Source organism: Pseudomonas sp. 2725, from assembly GCF_050434585.1.
Taxonomy (GTDB): domain Bacteria; phylum Pseudomonadota; class Gammaproteobacteria; order Pseudomonadales; family Pseudomonadaceae; genus Aquipseudomonas; species Aquipseudomonas jessenii.
In genome coordinates, this window is sequence record NZ_JBNDIV010000004.1 from 241,216 (window position 1) to 255,563 (window position 14,348).

Annotated in this window: 11 protein-coding genes and 2 pseudogenes; 3 read left to right on the plus strand and 10 right to left on the minus strand. The window is 56.3% G+C overall.

Features of this window, described 5'->3' with window-relative positions:
• The 3 genes and pseudogenes from ABIE16_RS12495 to ABIE16_RS12505 all read right to left on the minus strand — a co-directional run.
• Nucleotides 1–1,086: pseudogene (locus ABIE16_RS12495) on the minus strand (cache domain-containing protein); the annotation flags it as partial.
• A gap of 210 nt (nt 1,087–1,296) precedes the next feature.
• A complete protein-coding gene (locus ABIE16_RS12500; protein WP_429521303.1) occupies nt 1,297–2,532 on the minus strand; it encodes an NAD(P)/FAD-dependent oxidoreductase in 1,236 nt (411 codons plus the stop codon).
• Nucleotides 2,533–2,544: 12 nt separating this feature from the next.
• Complete coding sequence (locus ABIE16_RS12505; RefSeq protein ID WP_429521304.1) at nt 2,545–2,892, minus strand: RidA family protein; 348 nt, start codon at nt 2,890–2,892, stop codon at nt 2,545–2,547.
• A gap of 730 nt (nt 2,893–3,622) precedes the next feature.
• Between ABIE16_RS12505 and hisC the strand changes: the two genes are divergently transcribed.
• From hisC to ABIE16_RS12520, 3 genes and pseudogenes are all read left to right on the plus strand, one after another.
• Nucleotides 3,623–4,759 (plus strand): histidinol-phosphate transaminase, encoded by a 1,137-nt coding sequence (gene hisC / locus ABIE16_RS12510; protein WP_154859990.1) that lies wholly within the window; start codon nt 3,623–3,625, stop codon nt 4,757–4,759.
• Nucleotides 4,759–5,496: a histidine utilization repressor gene (gene hutC, locus ABIE16_RS12515; RefSeq protein ID WP_149630893.1), complete on the plus strand. Its 738-nt coding sequence runs from the start codon at nt 4,759–4,761 to the stop codon at nt 5,494–5,496. Before hisC ends, hutC (ABIE16_RS12515) begins: the two co-directional genes overlap by 1 nt.
• Before the next feature lie 41 nt (nt 5,497–5,537).
• A pseudogene (locus ABIE16_RS12520) lies at nt 5,538–6,566 on the plus strand (NTP/NDP exchange transporter).
• A 318-nt stretch (nt 6,567–6,884) separates the two neighbouring features.
• On the opposite strand, the gene hutH reads toward ABIE16_RS12520, so the two are convergent.
• The 7 genes from hutH to ABIE16_RS12555 form a co-directional block, all read right to left on the minus strand.
• Nucleotides 6,885–8,417, minus strand: coding sequence for a histidine ammonia-lyase (gene hutH / locus ABIE16_RS12525; protein ID WP_429521305.1), 1,533 nt, complete (start codon nt 8,415–8,417; stop codon nt 6,885–6,887).
• Nucleotides 8,414–10,105, minus strand: coding sequence for a urocanate hydratase (gene hutU, locus ABIE16_RS12530; RefSeq protein WP_429521306.1), 1,692 nt, complete (start codon nt 10,103–10,105; stop codon nt 8,414–8,416). The genes hutH and hutU overlap by 4 nt, the downstream gene beginning before the upstream one ends.
• A 303-nt stretch (nt 10,106–10,408) precedes the next feature.
• Nucleotides 10,409–11,161 carry a histidine utilization repressor gene (hutC, locus tag ABIE16_RS12535; protein WP_429521307.1) on the minus strand — a complete coding sequence of 251 codons (753 nt, stop codon included), beginning with the start codon at nt 11,159–11,161 and terminating at the stop codon, nt 10,409–10,411.
• Between the two features lie 119 nt (nt 11,162–11,280).
• Entirely contained in the window at nt 11,281–12,045 is a 765-nt protein-coding gene (locus ABIE16_RS12540; RefSeq protein WP_429521308.1) for an ABC transporter ATP-binding protein, read from the minus strand.
• A gap of 16 nt (nt 12,046–12,061) precedes the next feature.
• Nucleotides 12,062–12,772, minus strand: a complete 711-nt coding sequence (locus ABIE16_RS12545) for an ABC transporter permease (RefSeq protein ID WP_429521309.1) — start codon at nt 12,770–12,772, stop codon at nt 12,062–12,064.
• Nucleotides 12,769–13,497: an ABC transporter permease gene (locus ABIE16_RS12550; RefSeq protein ID WP_429521310.1), complete on the minus strand. Its 729-nt coding sequence runs from the start codon at nt 13,495–13,497 to the stop codon at nt 12,769–12,771. Before ABIE16_RS12550 ends, ABIE16_RS12545 begins: the two co-directional genes overlap by 4 nt.
• 55 nt (nt 13,498–13,552) lie before the next feature.
• Nucleotides 13,553–14,335: a transporter substrate-binding domain-containing protein gene (locus tag ABIE16_RS12555; protein WP_429521433.1), complete on the minus strand. Its 783-nt coding sequence runs from the start codon at nt 14,333–14,335 to the stop codon at nt 13,553–13,555.
• Nucleotides 14,336–14,348 lie beyond the last annotated feature (13 nt).

Consider the following 14,348-nt stretch of genomic DNA (forward strand, 5'->3'; position numbering starts at 1 on the left):
GAACTGGTTGAACCAACCAGCCAAAGTGGCGGTTTCGTCCTTGCCCCGCACTTCCAGTTCGCGGGTCAGGTCGCCCTCCCCTTCGGCGATTTCCTGCAGGCCATCGGCAACGCCGCGAATCGGTCTAACGATCACACCGGCGAAGCTCGCGCCGACGATGGCGAAGATGATTGCCAACACGGCGGCGATCAGTGCAATTAAACCTGTCAGGCTGGTGGCCTGAGCCATGACTTCGTCGCGCTTGATCAGCCCGATGAAGCGCCAGCCTAGGCTTTCGGAACTGACCACATTGACCATGTAGGGCACGCCATCGATCTCGACCTGGGTCACGCCGTCACCACTCTTTGCCAGCTCGCTATAGCTGGGGCCCAGATCGGCCAGGGGCTTGAAACTGTTTTTGGCATTCGCCGGATCGACCAGAACGTTGCCATTGGCTTCGACCATCATCAGGTAACCGCTGTTGCCCAGTTTGATGGTTTTAACCAGTTCAGTCAGTTGCTTGAGCGAGACATCCACGCCGACAACACCCGCCGGGTTGCCGCTGGCGTCGGCGAAAGCTCGAACCGTGCTAACCAGCACCACGTCATCCGGCGCCCAGTAGTAAGCGCCCGTGCGCACGGTTGTGCCAGGCGTGGCCGCCATGGCGGTCTTGTACCAAGGACGCACTCGGGGGTCATAGCTGGCCATTTTCGGGTCGTCGGGCCAACCGGCAAAACCGCCGTCGTTGAGCCCCAGGGAAATAGACGCAGTGGTCGGATGAGTCTCGGCGAATCGATCGAAAATAGCCTGGAGCCGCTGATCGGCTTCGGTCACAAGCGTTTGCTCAGCATTGGCAGAGGTATAATTTTTCAATCCCTTGACGGTGGAGATCCGAGGATCCTTGGCAAGGTATTCGACGTTTTGGCGGATGCTATCGAAGAACTGCTTCATACCGTTGTCGATCTGACGAATTTCACGGCCGCTGCTATCCAGGAAATTGGCTTGAGCCGCGTTTCGCAAGTTCAGTACGACGAGTACCGCGACCAGAATCACCGGAAGGCAGGCGATAGCGGCAAATACCCATGTCAGCTTCTGTTTGATGTTCATGACTTCTCCAGCGGGTATTTATAAATATTTCGGGCGAGTCGATGGAACGGATATACCGACTGAAATCAGAACAGCGCCCACGACGACAGCCACGAAATCTGCACGTGCAGCGTCCGTAGATAAAAATCAGTGTTTATTTTCCCGACAGGCAGGTTCTCGCCCGTTACTCCGACGGAGATGGGCGAGAAGGTTCATGCACCGCTACTCAGCTCAGAAACGCCCTGGAGCAAAGGGTGCCGGATCGACCACAGGCGTCTCGCCCATTATCAATTCTGCGAGCAGTCGACCGCTGACCGGGCCTAGGGTAAACCCCTGATGGGCATGACCGAAATTGAACCAGAGCCCTTTATGCAAGGGCGCCGCGCCGATCACCGGCTTCATGTCTACCGTGCAGGGTCGGGCGCCGCTCCATGGCGTGCGCTCTACCTGGGGGCCTAACGCTAATACCTGCCGTGCGGCCCGCTCGGCCTTGCCCAACTGCACCGGTGTTGGAGGCGCGCTTAGGCTGGCGAACTCCGCCCCCGTCGACAGGCGAACACCGCGCTTCATCGGCGCCAACATGTAGCCCTGCTCGGTATCCAGCACCGGGCGGCTCAATGTCGCGCCATCGGCAAAGTGAGCGTGGTAACCACGCTTGACGAACAACGGAATGCGGTAGCCCAATTCGCCAACCAGTTCGTGAGCCCAAGGGCCCAACGCCACGACCACCTGCGACGCGCCGACCGATCCAGAATCGGTGGCGACACTCCAGCCAGCTCCCGACTGACGCAACGATCGCGCATCACCGTGCAAAATTTCCCCACCTTCACGCACGAACAGATCGGCATAACGCTGCACCAACTCACCCGGCTCAATGCACGTCCAGGGTTGCAGCCAATGAATGCCCCCTACCAATGCATCGCTCAACGCTGGTTCCGCCAGTCTGAGCGCGACACCGTCCAGATGCTCGGACAACACGCCATGTGCACTCACGCGTACCGCACGCTCCACCGCCTCATCGAACTGCTGCGGGCTACGAAAAGCCTGGATCCACCCTTTGCGCACAATCAGGTTTTGCGAACCGCTTTGCTCAATCAACTCCGAGTGCTCGCTGATCGAGTGCTCAATCAGCGTGCGAAAGGCATCTGCAATGGCCTGATAATGCTTGGGCGCGGAGTTGGCCCAATACCTGACCAAGGCAGGCACATATTCAGGCATCGCGCGCAGATGGTAGTTGACGCCAATGTCGCGCTTGGCTGCCACGTTTATCAGGCTGGCAAGATCCCTCGGGAACGCATAAGGCTCAATGGCCTCACGCTGAATGATGCCTGCATTGCCGAACGACGTTTCACGCCCCGGCAAACCTTTGTCCACCAACGTCACCGCGCTGCCACGGCGTTGCAAATGCAACGCCGTGCATACGCCGACAATGCCGGCCCCCAGTACCACCACTTGTTTTTCGTTCACGCTGCCTCCGAATCAAGCACGCTGTTGCGCGATGACACTGATCTCGACCAATGCATCGACCACAAGGCCGGCGCAGACGGTCGCACGCACTGGCAGGTTGGTCGTGAAGAATGATGCATAAGCCCGATTGAATTCGGCGAAATTACTCCGGTCGGTCAGATATACGGTAACGCTGACAACATCGTCCAGCGACAGCGATTCGGCTTCCAGCGTCTGGGCAATACGCCTCAAGGTCAAACGCGTTTGCGCTTCGATACCATCAGGAAAGCTACCGTCCTCACCAAACGGCAATTCGCCAGACAAAAAAACCAGGCCCTGGCTGTGGCGGACTTTGGAAAAGGGCAGATTGCTAACGGTCATGGCAGTTCTCACTTGGGTATTTCAAGAAGGCGCCCATCAACGAGCACCGGTTGTGAATCATCGATTCGACTTCAGCGGTAGGCCATTGAGTCATGCATACGCTTGAGCATGTGATCCCCCTCGCGGACACCGGACACATAGATCAGGAGCGAACAGCTGCTTGAGATCATGTCGACTCGTTGCTTAATAGGTTCAGGAGGGGTGAAGTGTATGTTTTAGCCTGAAACACCAATCCTGTATATACAAGATTAAGCATTTACCATGCCGCCCGATCAAAAAATGCGTCATGAGCCTGAGGTAGAGCGACTCACCCTCCTCTCGCGATTAGGACACCTTAGGTGCCCGATACTTAATGTTTCGTTTTCCCCCACCACGCATCATGGGTAACACTCCTAGCGCAACCATTGGTTACATAAGGCTAAAAAGCAGCGATCATCAGCTTGATCTACTTCGCTAGAAACAGGCCTGCACTGCGGAATCAAGAGCAGCTCAGACATTTTGGCCTGCATCTTGCCTTACTGGTATATACAAGCACATACAGATGCCTGCTGCGTAATCATCCTACTCCCCAAGGATGTTACTCATGAATGTTCTGATACCGCTCAGACCCATTCAACTACCAGCCGTACGAGATCAGCCATAACGCCGAATAGCCGCGTCTGCAGCAATTCCTGCAGAACTGCCTAGATCGTAATGCCTTCCAGCAAGACACTAATGAGGTTAACCCTGTATGAATGCCAATGACTTGAACCTGCTTGCCCGCGCAGAAGTGCGCGAATTGGCCAGTTACAACGCCGGCCTCGCCTCGGATGCTGTGCGCAAGCGTTTCGGCCTGACTCGCGTCGCCAAATTAGGCAGCAACGAAAACCCGATGGGCACAGCACCCGCCGTTAGCGCCGCAACGGCTCGAGCTTGCAGCGAAATTGCGCTATACCCCGATGCTGGCTGCCAGGCATTACGCTCTGCACTCTCGAAAAAGCTCGACGTACCCGAGAATCAATTGGTGTTCGGCAACGGCTCGGAAGATTTGCTGAGCGTCATCAGCCGGGTGTTTTTAGACCACGATGACGAAGTAGTTACCGTGGTGCCATCTTTCGGGTTGCACTTCATATACCCAATGGCAGCCGGTGCCCGGGTGGTAGGTGTTCCCATGACCGACAGAGGCACCTTCGACGTAGCGGCAATGATCGCTGCACTCACCCCCCACACCCATGTGCTGATGTTTTCATGCCCGTCAAATCCGGTCGGCTGCACCTTAAGTGCCGACGAGTTGCAGCAGCTGCTCGACGCATTGCCCTCGAAGTGTCTGCTGGTGTTTGATGAGGCCTATTACGAATACGCGCAGTGGGAGGCCGAGTACCCGGATTGCCTCGGTTTGATTCAGGCCAGCGGCAAACCGTTTATCCTGCTGCGGACTTTCTCCAAGGCTTATTCCCTGGCAGGTTTGCGCATCGGCTACGGTATCGTCAGCGACCCACTGCTGGCAGATCTGATTAACCGCCTGCGCACCCCGTTCAACGTCAACAGCGTGGCACAAGCTGCAGCGATTGCGGCGCTGGCAGATGATGGTCATCTGAACGCCTGCCTATCCCATGTCGCCAGCGAACGCCGGCGTCTGGAAGTGGCGCTGCACGAGCAAGGCATTACGACCGCACCGTCCTTGGCCAACTTCCTGTTTTTTAGCACGCCTTATCCGGCCGAAGTAATCAACCAAGCACTGCTGCGTGAAGGGGTTATCATCAAACCGTGGCGCGAAGTTGGATACACTGAGTACTTGCGCGTCTCTGTCGGAAGCTGTGAGGATAACGACCTTTTCCTCCAAGCACTGGCAAGCGTCCTTGCCGCACTAGAAACACGGACTGACTAATGATCAAAAATGCACCACAAGCGCTCTACCGGCGTGCAAAGGATTATGTGCAAGACCAACTTCGCGCGGGCGTTTGGAAACCTGGTGACCTGATTTCTTCAGAAAACCAACTGGTGCAAGAACTGGGCATTTCGCGCATGACCGTCAACCGGGCCTTACGCGAACTGACCGAAGAAGGTCATCTTGTCAGGATTTCAGGCGTTGGCACGTTCGTAGCCGAAAGCAAACCGCAATCAAACCTGCTGCGTATCACCAACATTGCAGACGAAATCCTCGCCCGAGGTCACAGTTACACCTGCCGCGTCCTGCACTTGGGGCGCGAATCGGCCTCAATGCCGGTGGCGTCCGCATTGGGACTGACCACCGGTTCTTCAGTTTTTCATCTGGTCTGTGTTCACAGCGAAGAAGGCGTGCCCGTGCAACTCGAGGATCGTTACGTCAATCCCGAGCTGGTGCCAGAATTTCTGAAGCAAGACTTTGGCGAGCACCTGCAACCGGCCAAGTACCTGTTGCGGGTCATCAAGCCCGACGAGATGGAACACATCGTCGAAGCCTGTCACCCCAGCAACGAAGAAAGCAAACACATGCAAATCGATGCTAATGAACCTTGCCTCGTGCTCATACGCCGAACCTGGAGTCAGAGCAAAATTGTCACCTATGTGCGATTAGTACACCCATCCTCACGCTATCGCCTAGGCAGTCGTTTGCCAGTAAATGGGGCGCATAGAGACAGTTGAGGCCTGAATGCACTTGATGAATTGAACCATCATGATTTGGGATGAACACGTCATTCCCGCGGCTTCGTTTGAGCCAAGGTATCAACGCCGAATCTCAGGAGTTGCTCCCCGCGACTTCAGCCTTCCTGCTATTTTTTTGCTTGTTCACCGGCTACTTCATGCTGCGTCCGATCCGCGAATCCGTAGGCATAACAGCGGGGGGGTGGAGAATTTTCAATGGCTGTTCGCCGCGACCTTCTTCGTTATGCTCGCCGCAGTCCCATGTTTACCTGGCTCAGTTCCCGAGCGACACGCCTGCACTTCGTCGATTGGGTCTTTGGGTTCATCATCGTGAACCTGATGATTCTCGCCGTACTCTTCCAAGTGCAAAGCGAAAGCTCGTGGATGGCACGTATTTTCTACGTCTGGAGATCGGCGATGCAGGACGCCCCCGGCGCCACTTCGATGGACAGTCAGTTCATCCTGTCCCCGGCAACCCATTCAGCGGCTTGACGCGATTCCTGAAGTCGTCCTACCCACTGGGTATATCCAGCTTTGTGGTGCTGCTCGCAACTATCACGACATTTCTTTACTTGGAACAAGTACGTTTGGTGGCGAGCTTTTTCCTGATCGTCTGGCTCAGATTCGCGTATTAGGAATTATCGACTTCATTGTCCAGGCTGGCGCCATTCTCTCGCAGCTATTCCTGACAGGCCGCTTGGCAGAGAGGTTGGGGGTGCGCATGCTATGGTGATCGTGCCGCGCCTGATGCATCGGTTTGATTGGGCTCGCGCTGGCACCAAGTTTTATCATCCTCGCAACCCTAATGGCCGTGCGCCGAAGCGGCGAAAATGCCTTCGCCAGTCCAGATCGGGAGATGCTCTTCGCGCCGATCGACGCCGAGAGTAAATACAAGGCCAAAAGCGTCATCGATACCGTCGCTTATCGCGCAGGCGATGCCATTTAGCGGGGGCAAAGATGCGCTTGATATGTAGGGCCAAGGTGGCCGCCTGCTTGCGGTTGTCGGTACAGCGTGCGCATTGCTCTGGGGCTGCCTGGGATGGAGGCTTGGCAAGCAGGCAGATGAATAGAATGCTAAGAACTCCGATTATGCTACCGGACACTCCGACGCAAAGTTTGCCGGTGGAACGGGCGGGCATTTAGAGATTCTGTAACATCGCTTCAGCGAAAATACGGCCATCATAGGCATCGCCCTGAGACTCAAAATCTGAGGCCATTGCTGTCGTCAATTTTCATTTACGATAAACGCAAAAAAGCTCCACAGCTACAACGACTGCCTGTCGCCAATAGCTGTAGAGCAAAAACTGCATAAACACTTTAGCTAACGTGTGGGATTACTCGATCAATTCATCTCACCCGAGACAGGGGCCAAAGGCCCCTCCTCCTGATTACAAGCTAGGCAGCAACTTCGGCAACACCAGTTCGTTCAAGCAACGGGAAGCCAACAGCTCACTGGCCGCGTTGATATCCGGCGCGAAGAAGCGATCTTTCTCGTAGTAGGCCACTTTGCTGCGCAGACTGGTGCGGGCAAGCTCCAGTTTCGCCGAAGTCTTCAGACCTTCGCGCAAGTCTAGGCCTTGGCAGGCAGCTAGCCACTCTACAGCGAGCACGCCACGGGTGTTTTCAGCCATTTCCCACAACCGCTTGCCGGCTGCTGGAGCCATGGACACGTGGTCTTCCTGATTCGCGGAAGTCGGCAAGCTATCTACCGAATGCGGATGCGCCAGTGCCTTGTTCTCACTGGCCAGCGCTGCTGCGGTAACTTGAGAGATCATGAAACCGGAGTTCACGCCGCCATTAGCCACCAGGAACGGTGGCAGTTGCGACATATGTTTGTCCATCATCAGCGAAATGCGACGCTCGCTCAGGGAGCCGATTTCAGCGATGGCCAATGCCATGTTGTCAGCGGCCATGGCCACAGGCTCGGCATGGAAGTTACCACCGGAGATCACATCGCCTTCGGCAGCGAATACCAACGGATTGTCGGAGACGGCGTTAGCTTCGACGACCAACACTTCGGCGGCTTGACGGAACTGGGTAAGACACGCGCCCATGACTTGGGGCTGGCAACGCAGGGAGTACGGATCCTGTACCTTGCCGCAGTTCTGATGCGAGTCAGAGACCTCACTGCGCTCGCCCAGCAAGTCACGGTAAGCGCTAGCGGTGTCGATCTGGCCTTTTTGTCCACGAGCGGCATGAATGCGAGCGTCGAACGGCGAGCGCGAGCCCAGGACTGCTTCAACAGTCAAACCGCCAATGGCAAGTGCGCCAGCGAACAGATCTTCGCCCTCGAACAAACCACGCAATGCATATGCGGTAGAAACCTGCGTGCCGTTGAGCAATGCCAGACCTTCTTTGGCAGCCAGTGTCAGTGGAGTAAGACCGGCGATTTTCAGCGCCTCGGTCGCCTCTAGCCATTCGCCTTTATAGCGGGCTTTACCTTCACCTAGGAGTACTAGGGACATGTGCGCCAAAGGTGCCAGGTCGCCAGATGCGCCAACCGAACCTTTCAACGGAATGTGAGGATAAACTTCGGCGTTGATCAATGCGATCAGCGCTTCGATAACAACGCGGCGAATGCCTGAGAAGCCACGGCTCAGGCTGTTGACCTTAAGCACCATAACCAGTCGCACTAGCGCATCGCTGATAGGCTCGCCAACACCGGCAGCGTGAGACAGAACCAACGAGCGCTGAAGGTTTTCCAGATCGTGGGTGGCGATGCGGGTCGAGGCCAGCAAGCCAAAACCGGTATTGATACCGTAGGCGGTGCGGTTCTCGGCGAGGATCTGCTCCACGCACGCAACGCTGGCTTCAATCTGGGCCGAAGCGCTGTTGTCGAGGGTAATTTTCACCGCGTGCTGGTAGACATCACGCAGTTGGGCAAGGCTCAGTTGGCCTGGGACAATGTTGAGTGTGTTCATGCTTTAGCTCCTTTAACAGGGGTGATCATTGGCAGGTTTAAGCCTTGCTCTTTGGCGCAATCTATTGCGATCTGGTAACCGGCATCGGCATGACGCATGACGCCGGTCGCCGGGTCGTTGTGTAATACGCGAGCGATACGCTCCGCCGCTTCGTCGGTACCGTCGCAGACAATCACCATGCCCGAGTGCTGGGAGAAGCCCATTCCGACGCCGCCGCCGTGGTGCAGGGACACCCAGGTCGCGCCGCTCGCGGTGTTGAGCAGGGCGTTGAGCAGCGGCCAGTCGGAGACCGCGTCGGAACCGTCCTGCATCGATTCGGTTTCGCGGTTCGGGCTGGCCACCGAACCGGAGTCCAGGTGGTCGCGACCGATGACGATCGGCGCCGACAGCTCACCGCTGCGCACCATTTCGTTGAACGCCAGGCCCAGCTTGGCGCGCAGGCCCAGGCCGACCCAGCAGATACGCGCCGGCAGACCCTGGAAGCTGATGCGCTCGCGCGCCATGTCCAGCCAGTTGTGCAGGTGCGCGTCGTCCGGGATCAGTTCCTTGACCTTGGCGTCGGTCTTGTAGATGTCTTGCGGATCGCCCGACAGTGCCGCCCAACGGAACGGGCCGATGCCACGGCAGAACAGCGGACGGATGTAGGCCGGGACGAAGCCTGGGAAGTCGAAAGCGTTTTCCACGCCTTCTTCTTGGGCCATCTGACGGATGTTGTTGCCGTAGTCGAAGGTCGGGATGCCTTGCTTCTGAAAGTCGAGCATCGCTTTTACGTGTACGGCCATCGATTGCTTGGCGGCTTTGACTACGGCAGCAGGCTCGATCTTGGCGCGCGCACGATACTCTTCCCAAGTCCAGCCGGCTGGCAAATAACCGTTGAGTGGGTCATGGGCGCTGGTCTGGTCGGTGACCATGTCTGGGCGCACACCACGCTTAACCAACTCCGGCAGAATCTCTGCCGCGTTACCAAGCAGGGCGATGGAAATCGCCTTGCCTTCCTTGGTGTACTTCTCGATACGCGCCAGTGCGTCGTCGAGGTCTTTGGCTTGCTCGTCGACATAACGGCTGTTCAGACGGAAATCGATGCTGACTTGCTGGCACTCGATGTTCAGCGAGCAAGCGCCGGCCAGGGTCGCGGCTAGCGGCTGGGCACCACCCATACCGCCGAGGCCTGCGGTCAGAACCCAACGACCTTTGAGGTTATCGTTGTAGTGCTGGCGACCGGCTTCGACGAAGGTTTCGTAGGTGCCTTGGACGATCCCTTGGCTGCCGATGTAGATCCAGCTGCCGGCGGTCATCTGGCCGTACATGGCCAGCCCCTTGGCGTCGAGTTCGTTGAAGTGTTCCCAGCTCGCCCAGTGCGGCACTAGGTTGGAGTTGGCAATCAGCACGCGCGGAGCGTTGTTGTGGGTCTTGAACACGCCGACCGGTTTGCCGGATTGCACCAGCAGGGTCTCGTCATCGTTCAGGTTAGTCAGGCTCTCGACGATCTTGTCGTAGCACTCCCAGTTACGCGCCGCACGACCGATGCCACCGTAAACCACCAGTGCTTTTGGGTTCTCGGCCACTTCCGGGTCGAGGTTGTTCATCAACATGCGCAGTGGAGCTTCAGTCAGCCAGCTTTTGGCGGTCAGCTTATTACCACGCGCGGCGCGGATTTCGACATTACGGAAATGGGATGGCTTGCTCACCGGTAATCCTCTCGAAATGACTTTCTCAGCCTATTTATTGGTTTAGCGTTACAGATCGCACATAAATATAATCATGTATATACAACCATAATCAAGAAAAATTTCACTCACCTGTAATTTGTCTTTTGCGACCCGTTCATCCTGCGGGGTTGTGCCTATTGCAGATGAAGGACAAGGCTATTTGAAGAGGTGGTTAAGACAGCGAAGTAATGGGATTCAGCAATTCGACAGTCCTGCGCTGTCGCAGGTTATGGCAGGGAATTGACGCGCGAGGCCGCTGAGCGCGACAGGGGCAGCCCCAAGTTATGCACCGAATCGCCCCTCCAGACGGTGCCGTGAACCCGGCAGAATCAGGCGCGCAGACGTGACAGACTGATAGCCAGACCAAGTCCGCCGACGAATCAACAAGCACGCCTCATGACGCGCGATCTGCAACAGCCTGCACTCCTCCTCGTCAGCCAGGATCGCCTCGACCACATGCTCACCTTCAGTCAGAGGAGCGACCTTCGAAAGATAGGCATAGGGCGTCTGCATCACGAAATTCTGCCGCAGATAATCCGGAGCCACTGCCGCGTTCACGTAGCGATCCTCCAATTGCACCGCCACATTATTCTCGTAGTGCACGATCAGAGAATGAAACACCCGCTGCCCTTCGCGCATCTCCAGCGACAAGGCGTGGTCAGCGCTAGCCCCCTCCTCGCATAGGAGAATCACCTTGCAGTGGTGGTAATGGTCACGCTCGCTGATCTCATCAGCAATGTTGTTGACGGCAAATAAAGCCGATTGACCTTTGCGTTCGGCTACGAACGTGCCCACTCCTTGCATGCGCACTAACACACCTTCGGCGGTGAGCTCACTAAGAGCGCGACTTATGGTCATGCGACTCAATCCAAGTTCCTGAGCCAGTTCACTTTCCGAAGGTATACGCTCGTGAGCCGACCAGGTGCCGCTCAAGATCAATTGGGTGATCATCTGTTTGACTTGTGCATAGAGCGGCGCAGAAGAATCACTGAGCTGATCGACCCGCGAAGGAAAACTCCTGGATTTCTTCGGCACGTCGCTCTCCTCCTCAAACTGGACAGCGGCCTCCTCCTACCGCAAACGCACGACCGAGTGGGAAGAGCGCGTGCGAAGGAGCATCTGAGCGACCGAACAGTCGCTCGAAGGCATTCCGGTTACTTCAGGTTGCCACTGAGGAACTGCTGAAGGCGCTCGCTTTGGGGGTTGCCCAGGACATCTTCAGGGAAACCCTGCTCTTCCACGAGCCCTTGATGGAGGAACAAAACCTGGTTCGACACCTTGCGCGCGAAGCTCATCTCATGGGTCACCATGATCATGGTTCGGCCTTCTTCGGCCAGACCCTGGATAACCTTAAGCACCTCGCCCACCAACTCCGGATCCAGCGCCGAAGTCGGCTCGTCGAACAACATTATCTCCGGCTCCATAGCCAGAGCCCGGGCAATTGCAACCCGCTGCTGCTGCCCACCGGAGAGAAAGGCCGGGTATTGATCGGCGACACGCAGCGGCAAACCTACCTTGTCCAGGTAACGCCGGGCTCGCTCCTCCGCATCCTTTTTACTAACACCCAGTACCCGGCGAGGGGCCATCGTAATGTTGTCGAGCACTGTCATGTGGCTCCACAGATTGAAATGCTGAAACACCATCGCAAGCCTTGTGCGCAGACGCTGAAGTTCATCTGCATCGGCCACATGCATGCCATGGCGGTCATGCCTCATGCGAATCGGCTGGTTATCCAGGCCCATGGCGCCGTCGTTGGGCGTTTCCAAAAAGTTGATACAACGCAAGAAGGTGCTCTTGCCCGACCCACTGGCGCCGATCAGGCTGATCACATCGCCGGTCTTGGCGTTAAGCGAAACGCCCTTGAGCACTTCGTGGCTGCCATAGCTTTTATGCAGGTTTTCAACGGTCAATTTGTACATGTTCAAACACCCTGAATTAATGAGCCGGGCCGAGGAAAGACAGCCAACGGCGTTCAGCCAGACGGAACAGGCCAACCAGAGAGAAAGTGACTGCGAGGTAAATCGCGGCGGCGATACCGAACGATTGGAATGTCAGGAACGTTGCCGAATTGGCATCCCGAGCAACCTTGAGAATGTCCGGCACAGTCGCGGTGAACGCGACTGTGGTCGAGTGCAGCATCAGTATTACTTCGTTGCTGTAGTTCGGCAGCGATCGGCGCAGCGCTGATGGCATAATGATGTAGGTATACAACTTCCAGCCGCGCAGTCCGAATGCCTTGGCAGCTTCGACCTCACCATGATTCATGTTACGGATCGCCCCGGCGAAGATTTCCGTGGTATAGGCGCAAGTGCTCAAAGCGAAGGCAAGAATGGTGCAGTTGATTGCATCGCGGAAGAATGCGTCGAGCATGGGTTGCGAACGCACCGCTGCAAGGCTATAGATACCTGTGTAGCAGATCAGCAGCTGTATATACAACGGCGTACCGCGAAACAGATAAGTGTAGAACTGTACCGGCCAGCGCACCCATACGTTGCTTGAGACCCTGGCAATCGACAGCGGGAGTGCCATCAAAAAGCCTAGGAAAAGCGAGGCGCTCAGCAGCCAAAGGGTCATTGCCAACCCGGTGATGTGATAGCCATCGCTGTAGAGGAAAGGCTTCCAGTATTCCTGCAGAAGTTCAATCATCGCACGGCCTCCCGGGTGCCTGCGGCATAGAGGATTTCCAGCCGGCGCAAGACGTAGTTCGATGCAGTGGTGATGACCAGATAGATCAAGGCCGCCAGCACCAGGAAGAAGAACAGTTGATAGGTGGTCTTGCCGGCGTCTTGAGCCACTTTCACCAGGTCGGCCAGACCAATGATCGAGACCAGCGCGGTGGCCTTGAGGATGACCATCCAGTTATTGCCGATACCCGGTAAGGCAAAACGCATCATCTGCGGGAACAGTACGAAGCGGAAACGCTGCGCACGGGTAAGGCCGTAAGCAGTGGCCGCTTCCATCTGACCACGAGGCACGGCGAGGATAGCGCCTCGGAAAGTCTCGGTGAAATACGCACCATAGATAAAGCCCAAGGTGATCACGCCGGCACTGAATGGATTGATCTCGATATAATCCCACCCTAAGGCTGAGGTCAGTTGGGTGAGCCAGGTTTGCAAGCTGTAGAAGATCAGCAGCATCAGAACCAGATCCGGCACTCCACGAATCAGCGTGGTGTAGGCCTGCGCGGGGACGCGCAACAGTGCCGACTTTGAAAGCTTGGCACTGGCACCGATCAGGCCCAAGACCACGCTTAGCAGCAAGCAAAGGAAAGATAACTTGACCGTCATCCAAGTGCCTTGCAGCAACAGTGGGCCAAAGCCCTTGAGGCTGAAGCCCGACAGCCCCAGCATCTGCAATAGGTTTTCTAACATGGGGAAGCCCTTCGTCAATCAGGAAAACGCCCATCCGTGAATGGGCGCAGCGTCGTTATTTGCCGCTGTAAATATTCTGATCACCGAAGTGTTTCTTTTGGATGGCCGCGTAGGTGCCGTCGTCGTGCAGCGCCTGTATGCCTTTGTCCAACAGGGTCTTTAGCTCGGCATTGCCTTTGAGCAGACCGATCGCCGTTTTTGCTGGCAGCAGCTCGTGATGGACTGGCTTGCTCACTTCAAAGTCGGCGCCTTGCGGGGACTTCAGGAAGCCCATTTCAGCTTGCAGCATGTTCTGAATCGAGGCATCGAGGCGACCCGTGACCAGGTCAGCATAAACCTGATCCTGGTTGGCGTAGGCCTGGGTTTTTACCCCGGCCTTGTTCAGCACGGCCTTGGCGTAGGCCTCCTCGGTGGTGCCTTGTTCATAGCCTACGGTTTTGCCAGCCAGCGTCGTGATGTCTTCGCTCAGGCCCGAGCCCTTCTTGAAGACGAAGGACGTAGGCACCGAGAACAATTCGTTGGAGAAATCGATGACTTTTTCCCGCGAAGAAGTCACGGTCATGGCAGAAATCACGCCGTCGAATTTATTGGCCCTAAGGCCGGGAATCATGCCGTCGAAATCGCTTTCTACCCATTTGCACTTGACCTTCAGTTCAGCGCAAATCGCATTACCCAGATCAATATCAAAGCCCACCAGGCTACCGTCGGCTGCCTTGGATTCGAAGGGTGCATAAGAAGGGTCTACACCAAAGCGCAACTCCTTGTACTCCTTGGCCATGGCAGAGCCAGCAGCCACGCATAGAGCCAATACTGAGAGGGTCAAAATAGATTTTTTCATTGTTTTTATTCCT

Bases quoted from the DNA above. Each gene is read 5' to 3' on its own strand.
- ABIE16_RS12505 (WP_429521304.1), bottom strand. From the start codon at position 2,892: ATGACCGTTAGCAATCTGCCCTTTTCCAAAGTCCGCCACAGCCAGGGC.
- hisC (WP_154859990.1), top strand. From the start codon at position 3,623: ATGAATGCCAATGACTTGAACCTGCTTGCCCGCGCAGAAGTGCGCGAA.
- hutC (WP_149630893.1), top strand. From the start codon at position 4,759: ATGATCAAAAATGCACCACAAGCGCTCTACCGGCGTGCAAAGGATTAT.
- hutH (WP_429521305.1), bottom strand. From the start codon at position 8,417: ATGAACACACTCAACATTGTCCCAGGCCAACTGAGCCTTGCCCAACTG.
- ABIE16_RS12540 (WP_429521308.1), bottom strand. From the start codon at position 12,045: ATGTACAAATTGACCGTTGAAAACCTGCATAAAAGCTATGGCAGCCAC.
- ABIE16_RS12545 (WP_429521309.1), bottom strand. From the start codon at position 12,772: ATGATTGAACTTCTGCAGGAATACTGGAAGCCTTTCCTCTACAGCGAT.
- ABIE16_RS12550 (WP_429521310.1), bottom strand. From the start codon at position 13,497: ATGTTAGAAAACCTATTGCAGATGCTGGGGCTGTCGGGCTTCAGCCTC.
- ABIE16_RS12555 (WP_429521433.1), bottom strand. From the start codon at position 14,335: ATGAAAAAATCTATTTTGACCCTCTCAGTATTGGCTCTATGCGTGGCT.